This is a genomic window from Campylobacter sp. CFSAN093224, assembly GCF_012897395.1.
Classification (GTDB): Bacteria; Campylobacterota; Campylobacteria; order Campylobacterales; family Campylobacteraceae; genus Campylobacter_D; species Campylobacter_D jejuni.
In genome coordinates, this window is record NZ_CP040607.1 from 661,949 (window position 1) to 683,485 (window position 21,537).

A 21,537-nucleotide genomic window follows, 5' to 3' on the forward strand; every position below is an offset into this window, starting at 1 on the left:
AATGCAAACCTATCTTGAACTTGAAGAATTTTGTAAACTTGTGCATTTAAATGAAGATGTGGTTAAGGGTATGATGGCCAATGGGGCTTTAAATTTTAAAGAAGAAGAGGGTAAAATTTACATCGAAGCTCATCAAGGTACTTTTAGTGTAGTACCTGGTTCTGCAAAATCTCAAACTGCAATGGTAAATTCAATGACTTTAGCAGGAGAAAGTTTTGTTGAAAAAACAATAGGAACTATTTTAAATTTGCATGAAAAAGTTTTAGATGCTAAAGATGAAACACTTGAAGCATTAAAAAATGAGAATAAATTTTTAAAAGACGCCCTTTATTCTATGCAAGAACTTTATGATGAAGATAGAAAAACTATAGAAACCTTAAACAATGAGCTAAAACATGCGCGTGAAGAGATAGAATTTCTCAAGCGTAAATATAAATTAATGTGGAGTAAAACCGCAGAAATTTTTGGAGCTAAGACAGAGCCTGATTTGGAAATGAATAAAAATTTAGAAAAACCTATTGAAAATATGGAACAATAAAGAGAGATACAATGACTTTTTCACAAATGATACTTAATTTGCAAAATTATTGGCAAGAGCAAGGTTGTGCGATTATGCAACCTTATGATATGCCAGCAGGTGCAGGAACCTTTCATCCAGCAACTTTTTTAAGAAGTTTAGGAAAAAAACCTTGGGCAGCTGCTTATGTGGCTCCAAGTAGAAGGCCTACTGATGGACGTTATGGTGAAAATCCTAATCGCTTAGGTGCTTATTATCAATTTCAAGTTTTGATTAAACCTAGTCCTGATAATATTCAAGAATTATATCTTAAAAGTCTTGAAAATTTGGGTTTTGATTTAAAAAGTCATGATATTCGTTTTGTTGAAGATAATTGGGAGAGTCCAAGTTTGGGTGCTTGGGGTTTAGGCTGGGAAGTATGGCTTGATGGTATGGAAGTCACTCAATTTACTTATTTTCAGCAAGTTGGTGGTATAGCAGTAGATTTAGTAAGTGCTGAAATTACCTATGGTCTTGAAAGAATAGCCATGTATCTTCAAAATGTTGATAATGTTTATGATATAGTTTGGAGTGAATTTAATGGAGAAAAAATTAAATACGCAGATGTGCATAAGCAAAGTGAATATGAATTTAGTAAATACAATTTTGAAGTAAGTGATATTAAAATCTTAAATGAGCAGTTTGAAAACTCTTACAAAGAATGTAAAAATATTTTAGAACAAGGATTAGCTTTACCTGCTTATGATTATTGTATGCTTGCTGCACATACTTTTAATCTTTTAGATGCAAGAGGAGCAATTTCTGTAGCACAAAGACAAGATTATATGTTAAAAATTCGTGAGCTTTCGAAAAATTGTGCTGAAATTTATAAGAAAAATTTAAATGAAGCTGAGTGAAATTTATAATTTTTTAGATCAATTAAGTCCCTTTAATATCCAAGAATCATGGGATAATAGTGGAATTTTGCTTGGAGATAAGGATAGTGAAATTTCAACTGTTTATTTAAGCTTAGATATTGATGAAAATATTATTAAAGAAGCGAGTGAAAATTCTTTAATTATCACACACCATCCTTTGATATTTAAAGGTTTAAAAGATTTATATGACAAGACTTATCCTAGGGCTTTTATTAAAGAAATGATTTGTAAAAATATTTCTTTAATCAGTATGCATACAAATTATGATTTAAGTCATTTAAATACTTATTTTACGGAAGAAATTTTAGGTTTTAAAATTTTTTTTAAAGACGAATTTTTAATTTATGTAGAAAATTCTATGTCTTTTGAAACTTTGTGTGACTGGGTGAAAAAAAAGTTAAATTTACAAATTTTACGTGTAAGCGATTGTGGTAAAAAAGACATTAAGCGTATTGCTATATGTACTGGAAGTGGCGGGGATTTAATTTCTAAAGTAGATGCAGATTGTTTTTTAAGTGGAGATTTTAAATATCATCAAGCTTTAGAGGCGCTTAGCAATCAAATCAGTCTTATTGATTTAGGTCATTTTGAAAGTGAGAGATATTTTTCTCAATGTTTAGCAAAAGACTTGAAAAATTTGCCGCTACAAGTTATAATAACAGTTTCAAAAAATCCATTTCAATATTTTTAAGGAAAATAAATGAATAAATATCTCGAACAATTAGTGCTTTTATCAAAAATAGATCAAGAAATTGATAGTTATGAACCAAAAATAGACAGTATTAATAAGACTTTAAAAGATGCTGAGTTAAAAATAGGAAAAATCAACACAGATTTAGAAAAAATCGATGAAGAAATCAAAGATATAGAAAATCAAAAAGTGCAAAATAATGCTCATATTTCCGAGTTTTCAGCAAAAATTAAAGAGCTTTCTAAAAAAAGTGGTGCGGTAAAAACAGAAAAAGAAGCTAATGCTTTAAAAATTGAAGAAGATATTGCAAAAGAGCAATTAGACGCTGCAAATGATGAGATTGTAAGATTGGATAAAATTTTAGACAATAAAGAAACTTATAAAAAAGAACTTGAAGAAGAAAAAATCAAACAAGAGCAAAATATTAATGAGATTAGAGTAAGCATTAAATCTGAAATGGAAGTTCTTGAAAAAGATAGAATGAGTGTTTATGATAAAAAAACCAAACTTGTGGGCGAGATGAATCAAAAAGTTTTAAGTTTTTATGAAAAAATTCGTAAATGGGCGAAAAATACTGCTGTAGTTCCTGTTAAAAAACAAGCATGCTATGGATGTTTTATGAAAATTTACGATAAGACTTATCTGTCTGTTGTAAAAGGTGAAGAGATTGTAACTTGCCCCCATTGTGGAAGAATTCTTTATAAAGAGCAAGAAGAACAAAATTGATCTTTTTTTATTATTTTTTAACTTGGACGGCATTTTTATTTTGTGCCGTCTTTATTCTTTTGTTTTCTTTTTTTAAATCCAAATACAAAACTAGTTTAAAATCCCGATTTTTTCTTTATAAAAATTTACATCAAGAAAAAGCTGATGTACATTTTCATGCTTGTTCTTATGGGGAGGTAAGAAGTATTAAAACTTTGGTTTTGAAATTTGATTCAAGAATAACTACTATTACTCAAACAGGTTTTGAATGTGCAAAAGAATTTTGTAAAAAGGTAAATTATCTTGCTTTTGAAAATTTTTTGCCTTTTTGGCTTAAGCCTTGCAAGGTTTTGGTAATTTTTGAAGCAGAATATTGGCTTATGCTTGTTTTTATGGCACGTATTTATAAGGCTAAGATTGTTTTGCTTAATGCGAGAATATCTGATAAGTCTTATCATTCTTATCAAAGATTTTCTTTTTTTTATAAAAAAATTTTTTCTTATATTGATGAAGTTTTTGCTCAAAGCGATTTAGATAAAGCAAGACTTGAAAGTTTGGGAGCTAAAAATGTTAAAATTTTTAAAAATATTAAGGCAAATTTAGAAATTAAAAATAATAAAATTTATGCCAAACCTAAGGAAAAACTTATCATTTTTGCCAGTACTCATAAGGACGAAGAAGAGCTTTTGCTTGATTATTTTAAACTAGAAGAAAATGAAAAACTCATTATCGCCCCACGACACCCTGAACGTTTTAAAGAAGTTGAAAATTTGCTTTTAAACAAAGGTTTAGAATTTGAAAAATTTAGTTCTTTAAAAGATGAAAATAAGAAATTTTCTAAAAAAATTTTGCTTTTAGATGCTTTAGGGGAGCTTGTAAATTTTTATGCAATTTCTGATGTTGTTGTGCTTGGAGGTTCTTTCATAGAAGGCATAGGAGGACACAATCCTATAGAAGCGGCATATTTTGATAATGTATTAATCAGCGGGAAATTTATTCACAATCAAAAGGTTTTGTTTGAAGAAGTGGAAAATGTATATTTTTGTGAAAAATTAAAAGATTTAAATGATAAAATTCATTATTTAAATTTAAAAGCTAAAATTTCCAAAAAAGAAAATTTAGATCTTATCATACAAACTATACAAAAGGGAATTGATGCAAGAAAAAGCTTATAAACTCTTAGCTTTGCAAGAAAAAATTTCAAATCGTGAAGCTAAAGATTTGATTGATAAGGGTTGTGTTTTTTCACATGGAAAAAAAGTTGTGGTTGCTAGAGCTTTGATGAGCGATAAGGCAAGATTTAATGTGATAAAAGCTAAAAATCCTCAAATTATTTTTGAAGATGATAAGATTATTGCTATTAATAAACCTTATGCTTATGTGAGTGAAGATTTAGAGAAAAAATTTAATGCCAAGCTTTTAAATCGTTTAGACAAAGAAACAAGTGGTGTGATTTTGCTTTGTAAAGATGAAGATTTTAGAAAGCTTTGTATAGAAGAATTTAAAAAACACAGGGTTTATAAAAGTTATATTGCGGTTTTAGATGGGGTTTTGGCTGAAGAGGTTGAAGTGAATGAACCTATTTTTACTATAAAAGTAAAAGGCGGGGCGTTAAGTAAAGTTTCAAAAGATGGTTTAAGTGCTTTAAGTATCATTACTCCTATCATGATGCAGTCAAAAAAAACCTTAGCAAAAATAGTTATTCAAACAGGTAGAACTCATCAAATCAGAGTGCATGCTAAATTTATAAAACATGGCGTTGTAGGTGATGAAAAATATGCTAAAATTTCAAGCGATAGAATGTATTTGCATAGCTATGAAATTAAAATTTTTAATTATCATTTTAGGGCTAATTTAGATAGTGGTTTTGCAAAATTTGGCTTTGATATAAAAAATTTAGATTTTTAAAGCCATTTAAGAAAAAATTTTGTATAATGCAAGGTTTAATTTAAAAATTTTATAGAAAGGTGATAAAGTGTTTGAGTTAGTCAGCGAATCTTTTAAATCAGCGATTAATAAATTACGTTTTGTTGATGATGAAAAAGCACTTAAGAACGCTTTAGAAACCTTAAAAAAAGCTCTTTTAAAAGCAGATGTTCATCATAAGGTAACTAAAGAGCTTTTGACTTTAATAGAAGAAGATGTAAAACAAAATGGCATAGGTCAAAAACAATTTTTAAATGCCATTAAAATAAATTTAGAAAATATTTTAAGTGTCAATGGTAAGAATCAAGGTTTTGTTTTTACTTCTAAACCCCCAACAGTAGTTCTAATGGCAGGTTTGCAAGGAGGCGGTAAGACTACAAGCACTATCAAACTCGCAAATTATTTAAAATTACGCAATAAAAAAGTTTTAGTTGCAGCTTGTGATTTGCAGCGTTTAGCAGCAGTGGAGCAACTAAGACAACTTTGTGAAACTAATGAAATTGAACTTTTCTTCATAGAAAATGAAAAAGATCCTATTAGGGTTGCTAAAGAGGCTTTAAAAAAGGCTGAAAGTTCTATGGTGGATGTTTTGCTTGTGGATACTGCTGGACGTTTGGCTATAGATGAAGCTTTGATGGATGAGTTAAGAGCAGTTAAGGATGTCTTAAATCCTGATGAGATTTTTTATGTTGCTGATGCAATGAGTGGTCAAGATGGGGTTAAGGCTGCTGCTAGTTTTAATGAAGTTTTAGGTATCAGTGGGGTAATTTTATCAAAATTTGATGCAGATACTAAAGGTGGAGTAGCCTTAGGTATAGCAAAACAAATCGGTATTCCTTTAAGATTTATTGGTGTGGGTGAAAAAGTAGCAGATTTAGAAGTTTTTATACCAGATCGTATAGTAAGTCGTATTATGGGTGAGGGTGATTTGGCAACTTTAGCTGAAAAAACTGCTGCGATTATTGATGAAAAAGAGGCTAAAAAACTCAATCAAAAAATTAAAAAAGGTGAATTTAATTTTAATGATTTTCTTAATCAAATGGAAAGTATTAAAAAATTAGGAAGTATGAAGTCTTTAATCGGTATGATACCAGGACTTAGCGGAATGGCAAATGTGGTAAAAGATATAGATTTGGATAATTCTAAAGAAATCATACGCATTAAAGCAATGATTTCTTCAATGACTCCAAAAGAAAGAGAAAATCCTGATTTATTAAATAATGCTAGAAAGCGTCGTATAGCAGAGGGAGCAGGTCTTTCTCAGGTAGAAGTCAATCGTTTTTTAAAACAATTTAGCAATGCAGCAAAACTTGCAAAAAGATTTTCAGGTAAAAAAGGAATGGAAAGTTTAACACAGATGATGAGTCAAGCTAGAAGGCAATTTTAAATTTTATTTATAAATACTTTTTATAGTATCTATAAATAAAATTTTTAATTTTTAAGGAGTATAAATGACAGTTATTAGACTTACAAGAATGGGTAGAACCAAAAGACCATTTTATCGTATTGTAGTTACAGACAGTAGAAAACGTCGTGATGGTGGTTGGATAGAAAGTATCGGGTATTATAATCCTATGGTAGAACCTGAGGTAATTAAAGTTGATGCAGAGCGTTTAGCTTATTGGAAAAGTGTTGGTGCAAAACTTAGCGATAAAGTTGCTTCTATCACTAGCAAATAATCATGGTAGAGAATTTTCTTAGAGAATACGCAAAATTAATTGCAGATTATCCTGAACAGATTGATACTCAAAAAATTGAATTAAGTGAAAATTTTTTTGAGATTGTTCTTTTTGCACATAAGGTTGATACAGGTAAGCTTATAGGTAAAAATGGAAAAATGATCAATGCTATAAAAACCGTAATCTCTGCTTATAAGAGCAAGGATGCAAGTTCTTATAGAGTAACGGTAAAAGCACTTGAGTGAAAAAGATTTTGTTCAAGTTGCAAAACTTGGTAAAACTGTGGGTCTTAAGGGTTATGTAAAATTGCATAACCTGAGCGACTTTTCTTCTCAATTTAAAAAAGATGCTACTTTTTTTATAAAAAACACCAAAGAAATGTTAAAGATTAAGCATTATAATGCAAACAATTCTACTGTTTTATTTGAAAATTATGAAGATATAGAAAAGGCCAAAGAATTAACTAATCTTATTCTTTTTCAGAGTATCGAGAAAAGCAGACAAACTTGTAAATTAAAAAAAGATGAGTTTTTTTATTTTGATATTTTAGAGTGTGAAGTTTTTGAAGAAGATAAAAGATTAGGTAAAGTGGTTGATATCTTGGAAACTGGAGCTTCTTATTTATTTGAAATTCAAAGTGATGAAAAATGGGTTGAAAAAAAATATCCTAAAATATTTTTTATTCCATATTTGGATAAATTTGTTAAAAATATAGATATAGAAAAACGACAGATTTTTTGCACGCAAGATGCTTTTTTAATTTTAGAAAATTCATGAAATTTAGTTTCGTTTCTTTGTTCCCTAATCTTATGGAATTTTACTTTCAAGATTCTATACTTGCAAGAGCAAAAGAAAAAAAACTTTTCAAACTTAATTTTTATAATCCAAGAGATTTTTCTAAAAATTCTTATCATAAAGTCGATGATTATAAAATAGGTGGTGGAGCTGGACTTTTGATGCAAGCTGAACCTATGTATGAGGTGCTAAGAAGTATTCAAGAAAAAAAAGAAAATCCCTATTTTATTTTTTTAAATCCAAGTGGTAAAACCTTTAATCAAAAAGACGCCAAACGCTTAAGTAAAAAAGAACATATAGTTTTTGTATGTGGGCGCTATGAAGGTATAGATGAAAGAGTGCTTGAAATTTTTGCGAATGAAGTTTTTAGTATAGGGGATTTTATTTTAACTGGAGGAGAATTACCTGCGCTTGTAATGTGTGATGCAATTTTAAGAAATGTTAACGGGGTTTTAGGAAATATGGAAAGTTTGGAAGAAGAAAGCTTTGAAAATAATTTACTCGAAGCGCCTGCTTTTTCAAAACCTTTTATTTTTGAGAAAAAAAATAAAAAATTTTATACTCCTTCAGAGTTTTTAAAGGGTAATCACGCTAGAATTGCAAGTTTAAAAACTACTTTGGCGTCTTGCAAAACGAAATTTTTTCGTCCAGATTTATTTTTAGAGCATGAACGCAAAAAATAAGGGATTTTTTATGAAAAATAAATATATAGAACAATTTGAAGCAAAACAAATTGAAGGTAAAAATGTTCCAGATTTTCGTGCTGGTGATACTTTAAAGCTTGCAATTCGCATCAAAGAAGGAGATAAAACAAGAATCCAAAATTTTGAGGGTATTTGTATTGCTAGAAGAGGTAATGGCGTAAGTGAAACTTTTATCGTGCGTAAAATTGGCGCTAATAATGTTGGCGTTGAGAGAATTTTTCCTATTTATAGTGAAAGTTTAGAAAGTATTACTGTTTTGCGTCGTGGTCGTGTACGCCGTGCAAGATTATTCTACTTAAGAGATAGACGCGGTAAAGCAGCGCGTATTAAAGAGCTTAAAAAATAATTTATAATTATTTTTATTATAAGTCTAACAATTAAATAATTATAATTAATTTATAATTATTATTTATTTGATTTTAATTATTAATAATACTCTTGTATAATATTCCTTGTAAATATTATACAAGGAGAGAAAATGTTTTCTATTAAAAAAACTTTATTAATACTAGCAAGCGTGCCAATGTTTTTGAGTGCTACTGAATATCAATTAAGTACTCATGTCTTGGATATTACTTCTGGACAACCTGCTCCTAAAGTAAAAGTTGAGCTTTATAAGTTGGAAGCAAATCAACAGTGGAAAAAAGTAAGTGAAGAATTTACCGAAGAAAATGGTAGAATAGGAGATTTATTACCATATGAAAAAGCTGAAAATAGGGCTTTTGGAATTTATAAGCTTAAATTTTTTACAAAAGACTATTACACATCACACAAAATAAATACTTTTTATCCTTTTGTAGAGGTAAGTTTTGAGCTTTCTAAAGATCAGAAACATTATCATGTTCCAATAACCCTTTCTCCTTTTGGTTATTCAACTTATAGAGGAAGCTGATAAATAAAACGAAAGAAAAAACCATGTGGGCTAAGAATTCTTGGAAAAACTATCCTATAAAACAGCAACCTATCTATCCAGATCAAGAGGAAATGAATAGAGTTTTAGCAAGACTTGAGAAACTTCCTCCTTTGGTTTTTGCTGGAGAAGTGAGAAATCTTCAAAAGTCTTTAGCAAGAGTTTGTAAAAAAGAAGCTTTTTTACTTCAAGGTGGAGATTGCGCTGAAAGTTTTGAAAATTTTGGCGCTGTAAATATCCGTGATATGTTTAAAATTTTACTTCAAATGGCTATAGTACTTACATTTGCTGGTGGATGTCCTGTTATAAAAATTGGTCGTATTGCAGGGCAGTTTGCCAAGCCAAGAAGTAGTGATTTTGAAGAGTTAGATGGTATAAGTCTTCCTAGTTATCGTGGTGATATTATTAATGGTTTTGAATTTAGTGAACAAGCACGCATTCCTGATCCACATAGAATGCTTGAAGCTTATTATCAAAGCGCAATAACGCTAAATTTGTTGCGTGGATTTGCTAAGGGTGGTTTAGCAGATTTACATGAAGTACATCGTTGGAATTTGGGCTTTTTAAAAAAGAGTGAACTCCATAAGCAATATACTGATATCAGTGAAAAAATTTCACAAGCTTTAGCTTTTATGGAAGCTTGTGGAATTAATACAAGTAATACTCCAAGTCTAAGAGAAGTTAGTGTTTATACTTCACATGAAGCTTTACTTTTGCCTTATGAAGAAGCTTTAACTAGAGTGGATAGTTTAAGTGGAGAAATTTACGATTGTTCAGCTCACATGCTTTGGATAGGTGAAAGAACAAGGGCGCTTGATGAAGCTCATGTGCATTTTTTAAGTGGAGTAAAAAATCCTTTAGGGGTTAAAATAGGACCTAGTGCAAGTGCTGATGATATCATAGCTTTAGCAAATGTTTTAAATCCAAACAATGAAGAAGGAAGATTAAATATTATTATCCGCATGGGTGCAGATAAAATTATCAATAATTTGCCAAAAATTTTCTCTAAACTTAAAAGTGAAGGTTTAAATTTAGTATATAGCATAGATCCTATGCATGGAAATACGGTAAAAGCAGGCAATTTTAAAACACGTGAGTTTGATAAAATTATGCAAGAAGTGAGATCTTTTTTTGAGATTGCAACAAGCGAAGGGGTTTATCCAGGTGGAGTGCATCTTGAAATGACTGGGAAAGATGTAACAGAATGCACAGGTGGTGCAAGCAATGTTACTGCTCAAAGCTTGGAAGATCGTTATGAGACTCAATGCGATCCAAGACTTAATGCGGATCAAGCATTAGAACTTGCTTTTTTAATCGCAGATTTGGTAAAAAAGACTAGAAAATGAAACTTTATGGTATTAAAAATTGCAATTCTGTAAAGAAAGCTATGGATGCTTTAACACAAAAAGGTATTGTGTTTGATTTTATGGATATTAAAAAGATTAATCAAGATATTTTATACACATGGTTAAAACAAAAATCTTTTGAAGAACTTATCAATACTGCTGGATTAACTTCTAAAAAACTTGGCTTAAACAAAGAAAAAGTTAAAAATTTAAATGAAAAAGAACTTGAAAAAATTGTATTGGAAAATCCAAGTTGTATTAAGCGTCCTATTATCGAGTATGAGCAAAACATATATATTGGTAAGGAATATGAGAAAATGTTATGATAGAGTGTTTGATTACACTCTATTTTTTATTAATTGATTAATTTCATTTTGATATGGAAATCTTTCACTTTCGCAATTAATAAGTTGTGTTTTAGAGAAGATAACTTTTCCGTCTACTTCAACGATAAAATCACCTCTGCCGCCAATTTCAAATTCTACTTCAACATCTTTGAAATCGCTTTGTAGTTCTTCTGCAACCCTTGCAGCTTGTGGGCGATAATTTCAAAGATTGCAATAAGCAATTTTTACTTTCATCATTTCATCCTTTGAGAAGTTCTTTTTATTAAGATTAAAATCTTAGATTTTATTATAGTTTATTTTGGCTGAATTTTTGCCTTTTTGTAAAATTTAAGTTGAAATTTAGGGTCAATTTCTTTCAAATTCAGCGAGAAAAATTTATAATTTTTATCAAAATTAAAATAAGCCTTAAAAAACTAAAGGAAGAAAATGAGTCAATTTACACACTTGCATTTACATACAGAATATTCTTTGCTTGATGGAGCCAATAAGCTTAAAGAATTAGCTTTGACTTTAAAAGAGCAGGGTGCTACAAGTGTGGCTATGACAGATCATGGAAATATGTTTGGGGCAATTGATTTTTATCAAACAATGAAAGCACAAGGTTTAAAACCTATCATTGGTATAGAAGCGTATTTGCATAATCATGATGAGTTAGATGATAAAAGTTCTCGTCAGCGTTTTCACCTTTGTTTGTATGCAAAAAATGAGATTGGATATCAAAATTTAATGTATTTAAGTTCTCAAAGTTATATTAAAGGTTTGTATTATTATCCGCGTATCAATAAAAAGCTTTTGGAAGATTATAGCGAAGGTCTTATTTGCTCTTCTGCTTGCTTGCAAGGTGAAGTAAATTGGCACTTAAATACTTATAGTGAAAGAAATGTGCGTTTTGGTGCAAAAGGCTATGAAGCAGCAAAAGAAGCGGCATTATGGTATAAAAAAGTTTTTAAAGATGATTTTTATTTTGAAATCATGCGTCATGGTATAGGCGATCAAAGAATGATAGATGATGATATTATCAGACTTTCTAAAGAATTAAATATAAAAATCATTGCTACAAATGATACGCATTATACTTTTAAAGAAAGAGCGGCTGCCCATGAGGTTTTTATGTGTATAGCCATGGGAAAAAAACTTAACGATCCTGATAGAATGCGTCATAGTGTGCATGAATTTTATGTTAAAAGTCCTGAGCAGATGAGTGAGCTTTTTGCAGATATTCCAGAAGCTATAGAAAATACACAAGAAATCGCACAAAAATGTAATTTAGAGCTTAATCTTGGCAATCCCACTCCACCGAATTTTAAATTTACAAGAGAATATGCTAAAGATCATAATATTATCTTACCTGAAGAAACAAAAGAATTTAGCTTTGATAATGATGACATGGTTTTTGAAGAACTTTGCAAAAAGGGACTTGAAGAGAGATTAAAATTTATCGATGAAAGTAAGCATGAAGAATACAAACAAAGACTTGAAGTAGAAATTAACATCATTAAAAATATGAAATTTTCAGGTTATATGCTTATTGTTCATGATTTTATTAAAGTGGCTAAGGATAAAGGTATTCCAGTAGGCCCTGGAAGAGGATCAGCTGCAGGAAGTTTGGTTTCTTATTGTTTAAGGATTACGGATTTAGATCCTATTCCTTATAGTCTACTTTTTGAGCGTTTTTTAAATCCTGAGCGTGTGAGCATGCCTGATATTGATGTGGATTTTTGTCAAGACAGACGTGCTGAAGTGATTGATTATGTGATTGATAAATATGGAGCGGATAAGGTTGCACAGGTGATTACCTTTGGTAAACTTTTGGCTAAAGGGGTGATTCGTGATGTGGCTAGAGTTTGTGATATGAGTATTCAAGATGCTGATGAGCTTGCTAAACTTGTGCCTGAAGAGCTTAAAATCACTCTTGATGCTGCTTATGAAAAAGAACCTAAAATCAAAGAATTTATCGATCGTCATCCTAAAGGTCTTGAAGTTTGGGAGTATGCAAGAGCTTTAGAAGGATTAAATCGCAATGCGGGTATGCACGCAGCAGGTGTTGTAATTTCTAATGAAAGTTTATGGAAGAAAACTCCGCTTTTTAGACAAAGTAAAAATGATGAAAGACATTTGGTAACGCAGTATTCTAAAGATCATTTAGAAGATGTGGATTTGATAAAATTTGACTTTTTAGGTCTTAAAACCTTAACAGTAATCAATAATGCGATCAAGCTTATTAAAAAGCGTTACAATAAAGACATTATTTGGGAAACTATAGATGTAAATGATAGCAAAGTTTATAAAACCATACAAAGTGGAAATACTTTGGGAATTTTTCAAATCGAATCAGGCGGTATGCAAAGCTTAAATGCACGCTTAAAACCAGAGCGTTTTGAAGATATCATTGCGGTTCTTGCGCTTTATCGTCCAGGCCCTATGGAATCAGGAATGCTTGATGATTTTATCGACAGAAAGCATGGTTTAAAAAGTATAGAATATCCTTTTGACAGTTTAGAAAAGGTTTTAGAGCCTACTTATGGGGTTATTGTTTATCAAGAACAGGTTATGCAAATTGTTCAAATTATAGGTGGCTTTTCTTTAGGAGGTGCTGATGTAGTGCGTCGTGCTATGGGTAAAAAAGATCCTGAGAAGATGAAAAAGCTTAAAACTGATTTTGCAGATGGAGCAGAAAAACAAGGATATGATAGAGCAAAAGCTGAGGATTTATGGGAGCTTATCGTAAAATTTGCAGGATATGGTTTTAATAAATCTCACTCTGCGGCTTATGCATTGATTACTTTTCAAACAGCTTATTTAAAAACTTATTATCCTAGTGAATTTATGGCAGCGCTTTTAACAAGCGAAGAAAACAATGTGGATAAAATTGCTGTTTATATTGATGAGATGAAAAAAATGAATATTAAACTTTTACCTCCATCGATTAACAAAGCGATCCGTGAATTTAGTGCTTTAGAGCAAGATGGCAAGGATGCTATTATATACGGACTTGGGGCTATAAAAAGTGTGGGTATTCCTGCAGTTGAAAATTTACTTGAAGCAAGACAAGATGGAGAATTTAAGGATATTAATGATTTCTTAGGTAAGATAGATCCCACCAAAATAAACCGTAGAACATTAGAAAGTCTTATTAAGGCAGGGGCTTTTGATGAGTTTGGTTTTACTAGAAAAGCTTTGTTTGATAATATGGAAAATCTTAGCGAAGCATCGCGTAAAATGGCTGAAGTAAGAAAAAATGCTGCAAGTTCTCTTTTTGGTGAAGAGGAATTAACTTCAGGTGTTCAAGTAAATTTTACTCCCAAAAATGAAGAATTTGAAGTGATGGAAAAATTAGGATATGAAAAAGAAATTTTAGGAATTTATGTTTCAGGCCATCCTTTAGATCGATTTTATGAACAAATTAATGCCATAGATTATGTTAAAAGTTTAGATTTTGAAAGTTTAAAAAACAATGGAGAAATTTTAAGTATAGGTAAAATTGAAGATTTCAAATCCATGATGAGTAAAAATAATAAGCGTTATGGTAGAATTGAAATTTTGGATTATTATTCTTCGTTTGATGCTACTGTATTTGAAAGCAATGTAGAAGAAATAGAAAACATCATCAAAGATGAAAATTTAAAAAATAATGCCTATGGTTTTGTATTGGGATTTAAAGCTGAAGGAGGGGAGAAGCCTAGCTTTTTTTTAAAAGCAATTAAAGATTTGCAAAGTCTTGAAGATGGCGAGATTAAAGCTATAAAAAAATTTGGAGCAAAAAAAGATTTTAAAAATAAAGAAGAAAATCATTTTACCGCAGAACCTAAGGAATTTGAAAAAAATATCATAGAGCTAGATTTGACAAGATTGAATAGAGAATTAATCTATGAAATTCATGAAATTGCTAGAAATGCACATAATCCTAATGAAAAAAATAATAAAAAACTTGTTTTAAAAGTTATTAGTGCGGGATCTTGCTTGCTTTATCATACAGATTTTATTATCTCTGATAGTATAGTAGAGGAAATTTCTAATAAATATGCTTAAGTAAGATTGTTTTACTTAAGATTTTTAAATAAAATGCTTCCGAGTCTTACCAAGTTGGATCCGCATTTTATAGCAATTTCAAAATCATTACTCATCCCCATAGAGCAAATCTTAGCCCCATGTTTTTGAAGAATTTCATAAATTTTAAATGTAGTTTCAAAGCTTTTTATAATATTTTCTTTATCTTGGCTGTGTGATCCTATGCTCATTACGCCACAAAGATTTAAATTAGAGCATTCTTCTTGTATTTGTAAATATTCTTCTACGGCTTGATTTGGATCTAGACCGCTTTTGCTATTTTCATTTGCACTATTGATTTCTAATAAAGTATTTAATTTATAATCAAGTCTTTTGTCCATAGCTTTAGCTATTTTAATACCATTGCAAGAGTGCCATAATATAGGTTTTTGTTTGATTAAGAGATTGATTTTGTTGCTTTGTAGCGTTCCTATAAAATGCCACTTTATGTCTAGTTTTTTTTCATCAAGATTTTCTTTTTTTTGTGCTAGAGCTTGGACTTGATTTTCTCCAAATTCTACTATACCTTGATCAAAAAGCTTTTCAATTATACTTGCATCGACATACTTGCTTGCGGCTACAAGACGAACGTTTTTGGTTTTTTCTAAAATTTGCTCTAAAGTCATTTTGATAAAAAATAAGCCCTATTTAGGGCTTATTTTATTGTAATAAATTAGCAATTTTGCTTTGAAGCTGCATGTTGGATTGCGCAGCAACAAAAGCAGCAGCATTTTCTTTTAGATAATTGGCATTAAAATCATTGACATTTTTTGCCATGTCATTATTTAGTAAATTATTTTCAGCTGCTTTTGAGTTGATGCTATTTTGAACACTTGCATTAATATTTGATGTGATGGCATTGATACCTGAGCCTATTTCACTTCTTAAACTTCCAAGTTGATCCATAAAATTTGTAATACTATCTTGATTATCTATGCTTAATCCATCTGTTGCTAATGGATTTAAATTTGTAGTTTCAGTTCCGCTACCTACTACAAAATTCATAGTTTGAAAGACATTTTTTCCATTATAAGTTGCATTATTAAAAGAATCATTGATGGATTCTTGTATGCGTGTTGCTTCTGTTCTTAGTATTCCTTTTTGAGAATCATTAAGTGCAGCATTGTTCATTTTTACTGAAAGTTCATTAAGTCTATCTGCGCTTTGAGAGATATTGGTAAGGCTAGCATCTGCAATTTGTAAAACCCCTATAGCATCATAAGCATTTGCGACACCTTGATCTATAGTGCTTGATTGAGATCTTAAAGAATCAGCAATAGCTAAATTAGCACTATCAACTCCACTTATTGCGCGAACAGCTGCAATATTTTCTAAAGCTTTATCGCTAGCTTTTTGTGCATTATTTAAATAATAATTTTGTTGCATCATAGTTGCATCAGAGATCATCATGGCCTACTCCTTCTCTTTTGGATTTATTTAATATTTTATCATTTTTTTGCTATTTTAAAGCTTAAGAAATATAAAAAAACTTGCATTATCAAGATGATTTTAATCACCACTTCACTTGCATTATGGATGCTGATAAATTCTTGAGTTTTTGTAGTGTTTTCGCCTAAGTTTTGGAGTTCAATTATGGTATTAGTAAAATAAAAAACAAATATTAAGCTTAAAATCAAAATAAGCAAACTCAGCATAAATTTTGAAAATTTTATTTGAAATTTCATTTCATCTTTCATAAGAGAATAAATTTCATATAAAAAATTAACCACTGAAACAAAAATCAGCAAATATCCCATCTTAATAAAAATTTGCGTCATCATTAAGCCACTTTGAAAATGGCTCAACACTCCTTCTCCTATAAGATTTTGAGGAAAAAAAATTGTTGGTGCAACAACTATTCCTAGTATGAGTTCAACCCCTATGATAGAGGCAAGTAAAAATAAATTAACAGCTTTCAAGAGTTTCTCCTTTTATTTTTTATCATAACGCATATTTGTAAATTTAGCTATAAAAGCACGATTATAACCTTGTTCATCTTTGAAAAAATCAACAATGAAATTATTTTGATATAAAATTTTTTCCAAAATTTCTTTTTGATCATAGCCAAATTCGCAAGCTAAAAATTTAACTTTTTTATCAAGGGAAAAATGTATGATTTCTTCTAGAATTTCATATCCTTTTTCTCCGCCAAATAAAGCCTCTTTCGGTTCTTTTTGCACCCAAATATCTATAGGATATGAATTTTTAATATAAGGTGGATTTGAAAAAATAAAATCATAATTTTCTTTAATTTGCTTAAAATGACAAAGTTTAAAGTCAATCAAGTGATCGACTTTGTGTAATTTGGCATTCTCTAAAGCTAATTCTAAGGCTTTGGGATTGATATCACAGGCTGTGATTTTTAATTCAAGTTCTTTGGCTAAAACAATGCTTAAAATTCCGCTTCCAAATCCTATTTCTAAAATCCCATTAAAAGTATTTTTTTTGCATAAATTTAAAATTTGAAAAAGTAAAATTTCACTATCATAGCGAGGGATTAGAACGCCTTTTTTTATATTAAATTCTAAGCCCCAAAAATCCACTTTTTCAAATATATATTCAAAAGGTTCTCCAGATTTAAAACGCTTTATAAGCTCAAAATAAGGTTCATGATCTATTTTTATATCTTGGTTTAAAAATAACCAAGCTTTATCTTTTTTTAGATATTCACAGAGTATAAATACTGCTTCATTTTCATAACCTTTTAAGCTAGATTTAGCTTCCATAAGAGCATTTTTTATAGTCAAGAAAGAGCCTTGATTCTATCACTAATACTTGGATGACTGAGATAAAAAAATGCATATATTTTACTTGTTTTGATAAAAGCTTTATTTTCTCTTGCTAGAGCTATCAATGCATTTTTCATATCTTCTTTGCTTGTAACTTTAGCTCCGTGTTGATCAGCTGCAAATTCATTTTTTCTACTTAAGGCGTTAAGTATAGGAGAGATTAAAAAGCTAAAAATATTTGCCAAGATAAATAAAAGAGCAAACACGCCACCATTTACTCCTTCTAGATGACTTTCTAAGTAAACAAATTCAGGTAAATTTGCAAAAACAAAAAAAAGTAAAAACATAATTATAACGCCGTTAAATAAAGCTTTGATAATATCCTTATGAACAAAATGTCCAAGCTCATGTCCTAAAACAGCTAAAAGTTCTCTTTCATTTAAGGCTTTTAATAATGTATCAAAAAGCACCACTCTTTTGCTTTTAAAAAGTCCACCAAAATAAGCATTTAAACGCTTATCTCTTTTGCTTGCATCAATAACATAAACCCCATTTGCACTAAACCCACATTGTTTCATCAAAGAGCTGATTTTTTTCAGCAAATTTTCATCGTCTAGTTTTTTCATTTTATTAAAAATAGGTGCTATTAAGGTAGGGTAGATGAGATTTATAATCACTATAATACAAAAGGCAAAAATAAAGGCCGCAATCCACCAAAAAGTTCCAAAAAAATCATAGCAAAAAAGCAAAGCATAAAGGATTAAAAATCCAAATATTAAAGTTAAAATAAGACTTTTCATAGTGTCTTTGATAAAAAGTTTTACAGTCATATTTGAAAAACCATGGGCTTTATCTTTGATAAAACTTTCATAAATACTTAAAGGTAGATTTAAAATACTTGTGATTATTAAAAAAGATAATAAAAATAAAGTATTTTCAAAACGAGTGTTGTTTAAGATAAGCAATTCTTTAAGATATAAAAATCCAAAACCTATCCATGCAATATTGATGATTAAATTATAAAAATTGGAAAATAGTTTAAATTTTTCATTTTCGATGGCAATATCTGCTGCATTTTGATAGTCTTTTTCGCTTAAAATTTGAGCTTGTTTGTCTTTTTCTCTTTCTAAGAAACGAATTTGAGCATAGGAAATCCAAGATAAAAGTGCTGTGTAAAGACATAAAATTGCAATTAAAGTCATTATTTTTCCTTGATTGGTTTTTTGCGAATTCTAGCTTAAAATAATGAAATAAAGTTAATAGTTTAAAATCTAAAATAATATTCTTTTCAACTAAGTTGGTGTATATTTATAAAAAAAGGATTAAAGAATGTTTTTTAAGAAAAAGATTTCACAAAAACAAAAAGAAAAGCCTAAAATTCCAATCAATGATGTGATTTTAGATGACAGACTTTGTAAGTTTAAAAATAAAGTGCAAAAGATAAGCAAAGATGAAGCTTCGGCAAGTCTGCTTGCTAGACAATTAAGCAGACTTATCAGAGCTAATAAATTTTAATTTTGACATTTTTTCTTAGGGCGAAAAACCTTAATAACTTCATCATTTGCTTCTATATAAGCACCTTCTATCAAATCGATACAGTAAGGTATAGCCGGAAAAACAGGCTCTAGGCATTCTTTTATAGCCTTAGGATTTCCTGGTAAATTAATGATAAAAGATTTATTGCGAATTCCTGCACTCTGTCTTGAAAGTATAGCTGTTGGGACATATTTTAAACTTTCTAAGCGCATAAGTTCTCCAAAACCTGGCATCATTTTATCACACACGGCTTCCGTGGCTTCTGGGGTTACATCACGAAGTGCTGGACCTGTACCTCCGCTTGTAACAATCAAATCGCATTTTTTTTCATCTGCTAGATAAAGTAATTTTTTAATGATCAAATCATAATCATCAGGGATTAATTCTTTATGATAAATAATATCATTTTTTATATATGAATTTAACACTCTTTCAATTTCAGCAGTGGCTTTATCTTCGTATATACCACTACTTGCTCTATCGCTTAGGGTTAAAATTCCTATGTTTATTGTATCCATTGTTTCTCCTTAATAAATTTTTATAACCATCCTTTTTTCTTGAAAACAACCAAAGGTAAAATGATAGAAATTACCATCACGCCAAGCACTATGGGATAAGCATAGTGAAGTTCAAGTTCGGGCATGAATTTAAAATTCATACCATAAACAGTTCCTATTAAAGTAGGTGGCATCATGGCAACAGTTGCAACGGTGAAAATTTTAATGATTTTGTTTTGTTCTATGTTGATTTGACTGGCTAAAATGGTTTGGATATTATCTAAGATATTAAGTTGCGAAACGCTAAATTCAACCAAAGAATTTAAGTCTTTTAAAACTATAGTGAGATTTTGTTTTATGTCTTTATCGATTTTATCGCTTTTTAACAAAGAAGTCATAGCGCGACGCTTATCAAATAAAGAATCTCTTACGCGCATATTAAGCTCTTGCAAACTTGAAATATCCTTTAGCATTTCATCATAACTATATTCATCTTTTTTTTCTAAAACACTTGTTCTTAAGCGTCTTGCTTCTTTATCTATCCATTCTAGTAAATCCGCATCTTTTTCAACGCGTACTTCAAACATTTTATCAATAATATCAAAACCATCTTCAAAATTCTTCGGACTAGCTAAAATCCTTGCTTGAATTTCTTCAAAAGTGCTAAATTCGTTATATCTTATAGTAAATAAGATATTTTTAGCGGTAGCAAAAGTAACAATTTCTGTGCGAAGCTTGATTAAATTTCTATCTTCTTCATCACTTTTAAGATCTCTTACTAAAAAATGAGCATTGATGGTTATTGTTGCATTATCTTCCCAATATTTTGCGCTAAGCTCTATTTCTTCCCTTTCTTCTTTTGTAGGAAACTCAAGATTAAATTCACTTGATATAAAAGCAATTTCTGCTGCACTTGGATGAAGTAAATCAATCCATAAAATATTTTGCGGTAGTTCTTGACTATCGAGATTAAAATTGATTCTTTGAACTAAAGCATTTTGAGTTTTGATATAAATATAAAGCATGATCGCTCCTTGTTTATGACTTTAAAATTATAACCTTGTTTGCTTAAAAATTAACTTGTTTCTAAAATGTTTCTAAAACTCATTAAATTTCCAAAATATTTTTTGAAAGGAAAAAAATGAGTAAGAAATTTTTCTTAAGTTTAGGTCTTGTTGCTTTATTGTTTTCAAATTCACAAGCTATTGATGAGAATTTGATTAAAGCTGCGCAAGCAGAAGGTAGGGTAAATTCTTTAGCTATGCCTGATACTTGGGCAAACTGGAAGGATACTTGGGCAGATCTTAAAAATCTTTATGACATAGAACATAGTGATACAGATATGAGTTCAGCTCAAGAAATTGCTAAATTTAAAACCGAAAAGAAAAATGCAAGCGGTGATATAGGGGATGTAGGGGCGTCTTTTGGAGAGATAGCGGTTAAACAAGGAGTAGCTCAGCCTTTTAAGACAAGTTACTGGGATCAAATTCCAACTTGGGCTAAAGATAAAGATGGAAATTGGCTTTTAGCTTATACAGGAACCATAGCTTTTATAGTCAATAAAGATGTAGTAAAAGATATACCTAAAACTTGGCAAGATTTGCTTAAGGGAAATTATAAAATTACCGTGGGCGATGTAAGTGTAGCAGCTCAAGCTGTGAGTGCAGTTTTGGCAGCTAATTATGCCTTAGGTGGGGATGAAAAAGATTTAAGTCCTGCTTTAGCTTTTTTTAATACTTTAGCCAAACAAGGAAGACTTGTAAATAATGATGTAAGTATAGCCAATCTTGAAAAAGGTGAAGTTGAAGTGGGTTTAGTTTGGGATTTTAATGGTTTAGGCTATAGAGATAAAGTGGGCAAAGATCGTTATGAAGTTTTAATCCCTGCTGATGGTAGTGTTATTTCGGGTTATACAACTATTATCAATAAATACGCAAAACATCCAAATGCGGCTAAATTAGCCCGTGAGTTTATACTTTCTGATAAAGGACAAATCAATCTAGCAAAAGGTTATGCAAGGCCAATAAGAATTGATCATATTACCTTGCCAGATGATATAAAAGCTAAACTTTTACCAAGTGAGCAATACAAAAATGCAAGAGCAATCAAAGATCAAAAAGCTTGGGAAAAAAGCGCTAAAGAATTGCCACAACTTTGGCAAGAAAAAGTTATAGTGGATATGAAATAAAGG

At 30.2% G+C, this 21,537-nt stretch carries 26 protein-coding genes; 18 read left to right on the forward strand and 8 right to left on the reverse strand.

The annotated features are described in order from the left end of the window. Position 1: 1 nt before the first annotated feature. From FBF11_RS03435 to FBF11_RS03505, 15 genes are all read left to right on the forward strand, one after another. A complete protein-coding gene (locus tag FBF11_RS03435) occupies positions 2-538 on the forward strand; it encodes a DUF3972 domain-containing protein (protein ID WP_002871931.1) in 537 nt (178 codons plus the stop codon). Positions 539-549: 11 nt separating this feature from the next. After that, the gene (gene glyQ, locus FBF11_RS03440; RefSeq protein WP_002868046.1) at positions 550-1,413 is read left to right on the forward strand and encodes a glycine--tRNA ligase subunit alpha; all 864 of its coding nucleotides are present in this window, start codon (positions 550-552) and stop codon (positions 1,411-1,413) included. Continuing rightward, complete coding sequence (locus FBF11_RS03445; RefSeq protein ID WP_002868045.1) at positions 1,400-2,125, forward strand: Nif3-like dinuclear metal center hexameric protein; 726 nt, start codon at positions 1,400-1,402, stop codon at positions 2,123-2,125. The genes glyQ and FBF11_RS03445 overlap by 14 nt, the downstream gene beginning before the upstream one ends. Positions 2,126-2,134: 9 nt before the next feature. Further along, entirely contained in the window at positions 2,135-2,851 is a 717-nt protein-coding gene (locus tag FBF11_RS03450) for a zinc ribbon domain-containing protein (protein ID WP_002868044.1), read from the forward strand. Then, the gene (gene waaA, locus FBF11_RS03455; RefSeq protein WP_002868043.1) at positions 2,848-4,005 is read left to right on the forward strand and encodes a lipid IV(A) 3-deoxy-D-manno-octulosonic acid transferase; all 1,158 of its coding nucleotides are present in this window, start codon (positions 2,848-2,850) and stop codon (positions 4,003-4,005) included. The genes FBF11_RS03450 and waaA overlap by 4 nt, the downstream gene beginning before the upstream one ends. Beyond that, on the forward strand, positions 3,986-4,738 hold the full coding sequence (locus tag FBF11_RS03460; RefSeq protein ID WP_002868042.1) for an RluA family pseudouridine synthase: 753 nt from the start codon (positions 3,986-3,988) through the stop codon (positions 4,736-4,738). The genes waaA and FBF11_RS03460 overlap by 20 nt, the downstream gene beginning before the upstream one ends. Before the next feature lie 67 nt (positions 4,739-4,805). Next, positions 4,806-6,143: a signal recognition particle protein gene (gene ffh / locus FBF11_RS03465; protein ID WP_057097092.1), complete on the forward strand. Its 1,338-nt coding sequence runs from the start codon at positions 4,806-4,808 to the stop codon at positions 6,141-6,143. Positions 6,144-6,207: 64 nt separating this feature from the next. Further along, entirely contained in the window at positions 6,208-6,435 is a 228-nt protein-coding gene (gene rpsP, locus FBF11_RS03470) for a 30S ribosomal protein S16 (RefSeq protein WP_002852274.1), read from the forward strand. 2 nt (positions 6,436-6,437) lie between these two features. Further along, entirely contained in the window at positions 6,438-6,680 is a 243-nt protein-coding gene (locus FBF11_RS03475; protein ID WP_002852144.1) for a KH domain-containing protein, read from the forward strand. Further along, a complete protein-coding gene (gene rimM, locus FBF11_RS03480) occupies positions 6,673-7,212 on the forward strand; it encodes a ribosome maturation factor RimM (protein ID WP_002852323.1) in 540 nt (179 codons plus the stop codon). Before FBF11_RS03475 ends, rimM begins: the two co-directional genes overlap by 8 nt. Then, complete coding sequence (gene trmD, locus FBF11_RS03485; protein ID WP_002868040.1) at positions 7,209-7,913, forward strand: tRNA (guanosine(37)-N1)-methyltransferase TrmD; 705 nt, start codon at positions 7,209-7,211, stop codon at positions 7,911-7,913. Before rimM ends, trmD begins: the two co-directional genes overlap by 4 nt. Positions 7,914-7,923: 10 nt before the next feature. Further along, positions 7,924-8,280, forward strand: coding sequence for a 50S ribosomal protein L19 (rplS, locus tag FBF11_RS03490; RefSeq protein ID WP_002852307.1), 357 nt, complete (start codon positions 7,924-7,926; stop codon positions 8,278-8,280). A gap of 132 nt (positions 8,281-8,412) precedes the next feature. Beyond that, positions 8,413-8,826 carry a hydroxyisourate hydrolase gene (uraH, locus tag FBF11_RS03495; RefSeq protein WP_002852246.1) on the forward strand — a complete coding sequence of 138 codons (414 nt, stop codon included), beginning with the start codon at positions 8,413-8,415 and terminating at the stop codon, positions 8,824-8,826. 23 nt (positions 8,827-8,849) lie between these two features. Beyond that, positions 8,850-10,190, forward strand: coding sequence for a 3-deoxy-7-phosphoheptulonate synthase class II (locus tag FBF11_RS03500; RefSeq protein ID WP_057042317.1), 1,341 nt, complete (start codon positions 8,850-8,852; stop codon positions 10,188-10,190). Beyond that, positions 10,187-10,516, forward strand: a complete 330-nt coding sequence (locus tag FBF11_RS03505) for an ArsC/Spx/MgsR family protein (protein ID WP_002854966.1) — start codon at positions 10,187-10,189, stop codon at positions 10,514-10,516. Before FBF11_RS03500 ends, FBF11_RS03505 begins: the two co-directional genes overlap by 4 nt. 12 nt (positions 10,517-10,528) lie before the next feature. On the opposite strand, the gene FBF11_RS08575 is transcribed toward FBF11_RS03505, so the two are convergent. Further along, complete coding sequence (locus tag FBF11_RS08575) at positions 10,529-10,771, reverse strand: SelT/SelW/SelH family (seleno)protein (protein ID WP_257406500.1); 243 nt, start codon at positions 10,769-10,771, stop codon at positions 10,529-10,531. A 192-nt stretch (positions 10,772-10,963) separates the two neighbouring features. Here FBF11_RS08575 and dnaE point away from each other — a divergent pair, with 192 nt between their 5' ends. Further along, positions 10,964-14,566, forward strand: a complete 3,603-nt coding sequence (gene dnaE / locus FBF11_RS03515; RefSeq protein ID WP_002852165.1) for a DNA polymerase III subunit alpha — start codon at positions 10,964-10,966, stop codon at positions 14,564-14,566. 11 nt (positions 14,567-14,577) lie between these two features. Here dnaE and FBF11_RS03520 read toward each other — a convergent pair whose 3' ends face one another. From FBF11_RS03520 to FBF11_RS03540, 5 genes are read right to left on the reverse strand one after another with little or no spacing between them, the layout of a single operon-like run. Beyond that, on the reverse strand, positions 14,578-15,210 hold the full coding sequence (locus FBF11_RS03520) for a YggS family pyridoxal phosphate-dependent enzyme (RefSeq protein WP_002852054.1): 633 nt from the start codon (positions 15,208-15,210) through the stop codon (positions 14,578-14,580). A 34-nt stretch (positions 15,211-15,244) separates the two neighbouring features. Further along, positions 15,245-15,994, reverse strand: a complete 750-nt coding sequence (gene flaC, locus FBF11_RS03525; RefSeq protein ID WP_168977454.1) for a flagellin C — start codon at positions 15,992-15,994, stop codon at positions 15,245-15,247. Positions 15,995-16,032: 38 nt separating this feature from the next. After that, on the reverse strand, positions 16,033-16,503 hold the full coding sequence (locus FBF11_RS03530; RefSeq protein WP_168977455.1) for a DUF4149 domain-containing protein: 471 nt from the start codon (positions 16,501-16,503) through the stop codon (positions 16,033-16,035). A 12-nt stretch (positions 16,504-16,515) separates the two neighbouring features. Then, the gene (locus FBF11_RS03535; RefSeq protein ID WP_038816929.1) at positions 16,516-17,331 is read right to left on the reverse strand and encodes a HemK/PrmC family methyltransferase; all 816 of its coding nucleotides are present in this window, start codon (positions 17,329-17,331) and stop codon (positions 16,516-16,518) included. After that, complete coding sequence (locus FBF11_RS03540) at positions 17,328-18,515, reverse strand: M48 family metallopeptidase (RefSeq protein ID WP_038816928.1); 1,188 nt, start codon at positions 18,513-18,515, stop codon at positions 17,328-17,330. Before FBF11_RS03540 ends, FBF11_RS03535 begins: the two co-directional genes overlap by 4 nt. A gap of 127 nt (positions 18,516-18,642) precedes the next feature. On the opposite strand from FBF11_RS03540, the gene FBF11_RS03545 reads away from it, so the two are divergent. After that, positions 18,643-18,828, forward strand: coding sequence for a hypothetical protein (locus FBF11_RS03545; RefSeq protein WP_002825403.1), 186 nt, complete (start codon positions 18,643-18,645; stop codon positions 18,826-18,828). On the opposite strand, the gene mog is transcribed toward FBF11_RS03545, so the two are convergent. Beyond that, complete coding sequence (mog, locus tag FBF11_RS03550) at positions 18,825-19,367, reverse strand: molybdopterin adenylyltransferase (protein WP_002842823.1); 543 nt, start codon at positions 19,365-19,367, stop codon at positions 18,825-18,827. The genes FBF11_RS03545 and mog overlap by 4 nt on opposite strands. Positions 19,368-19,387: 20 nt before the next feature. Further along, positions 19,388-20,371 carry a magnesium/cobalt transporter CorA gene (gene corA, locus FBF11_RS03555; protein WP_002799370.1) on the reverse strand — a complete coding sequence of 328 codons (984 nt, stop codon included), beginning with the start codon at positions 20,369-20,371 and terminating at the stop codon, positions 19,388-19,390. 116 nt (positions 20,372-20,487) lie between these two features. Here corA and FBF11_RS03560 point away from each other — a divergent pair, with 116 nt between their 5' ends. Beyond that, positions 20,488-21,534 (forward strand): extracellular solute-binding protein, encoded by a 1,047-nt coding sequence (locus FBF11_RS03560; RefSeq protein WP_002852095.1) that lies wholly within the window; start codon positions 20,488-20,490, stop codon positions 21,532-21,534. Positions 21,535-21,537: the final 3 nt, after the last annotated feature.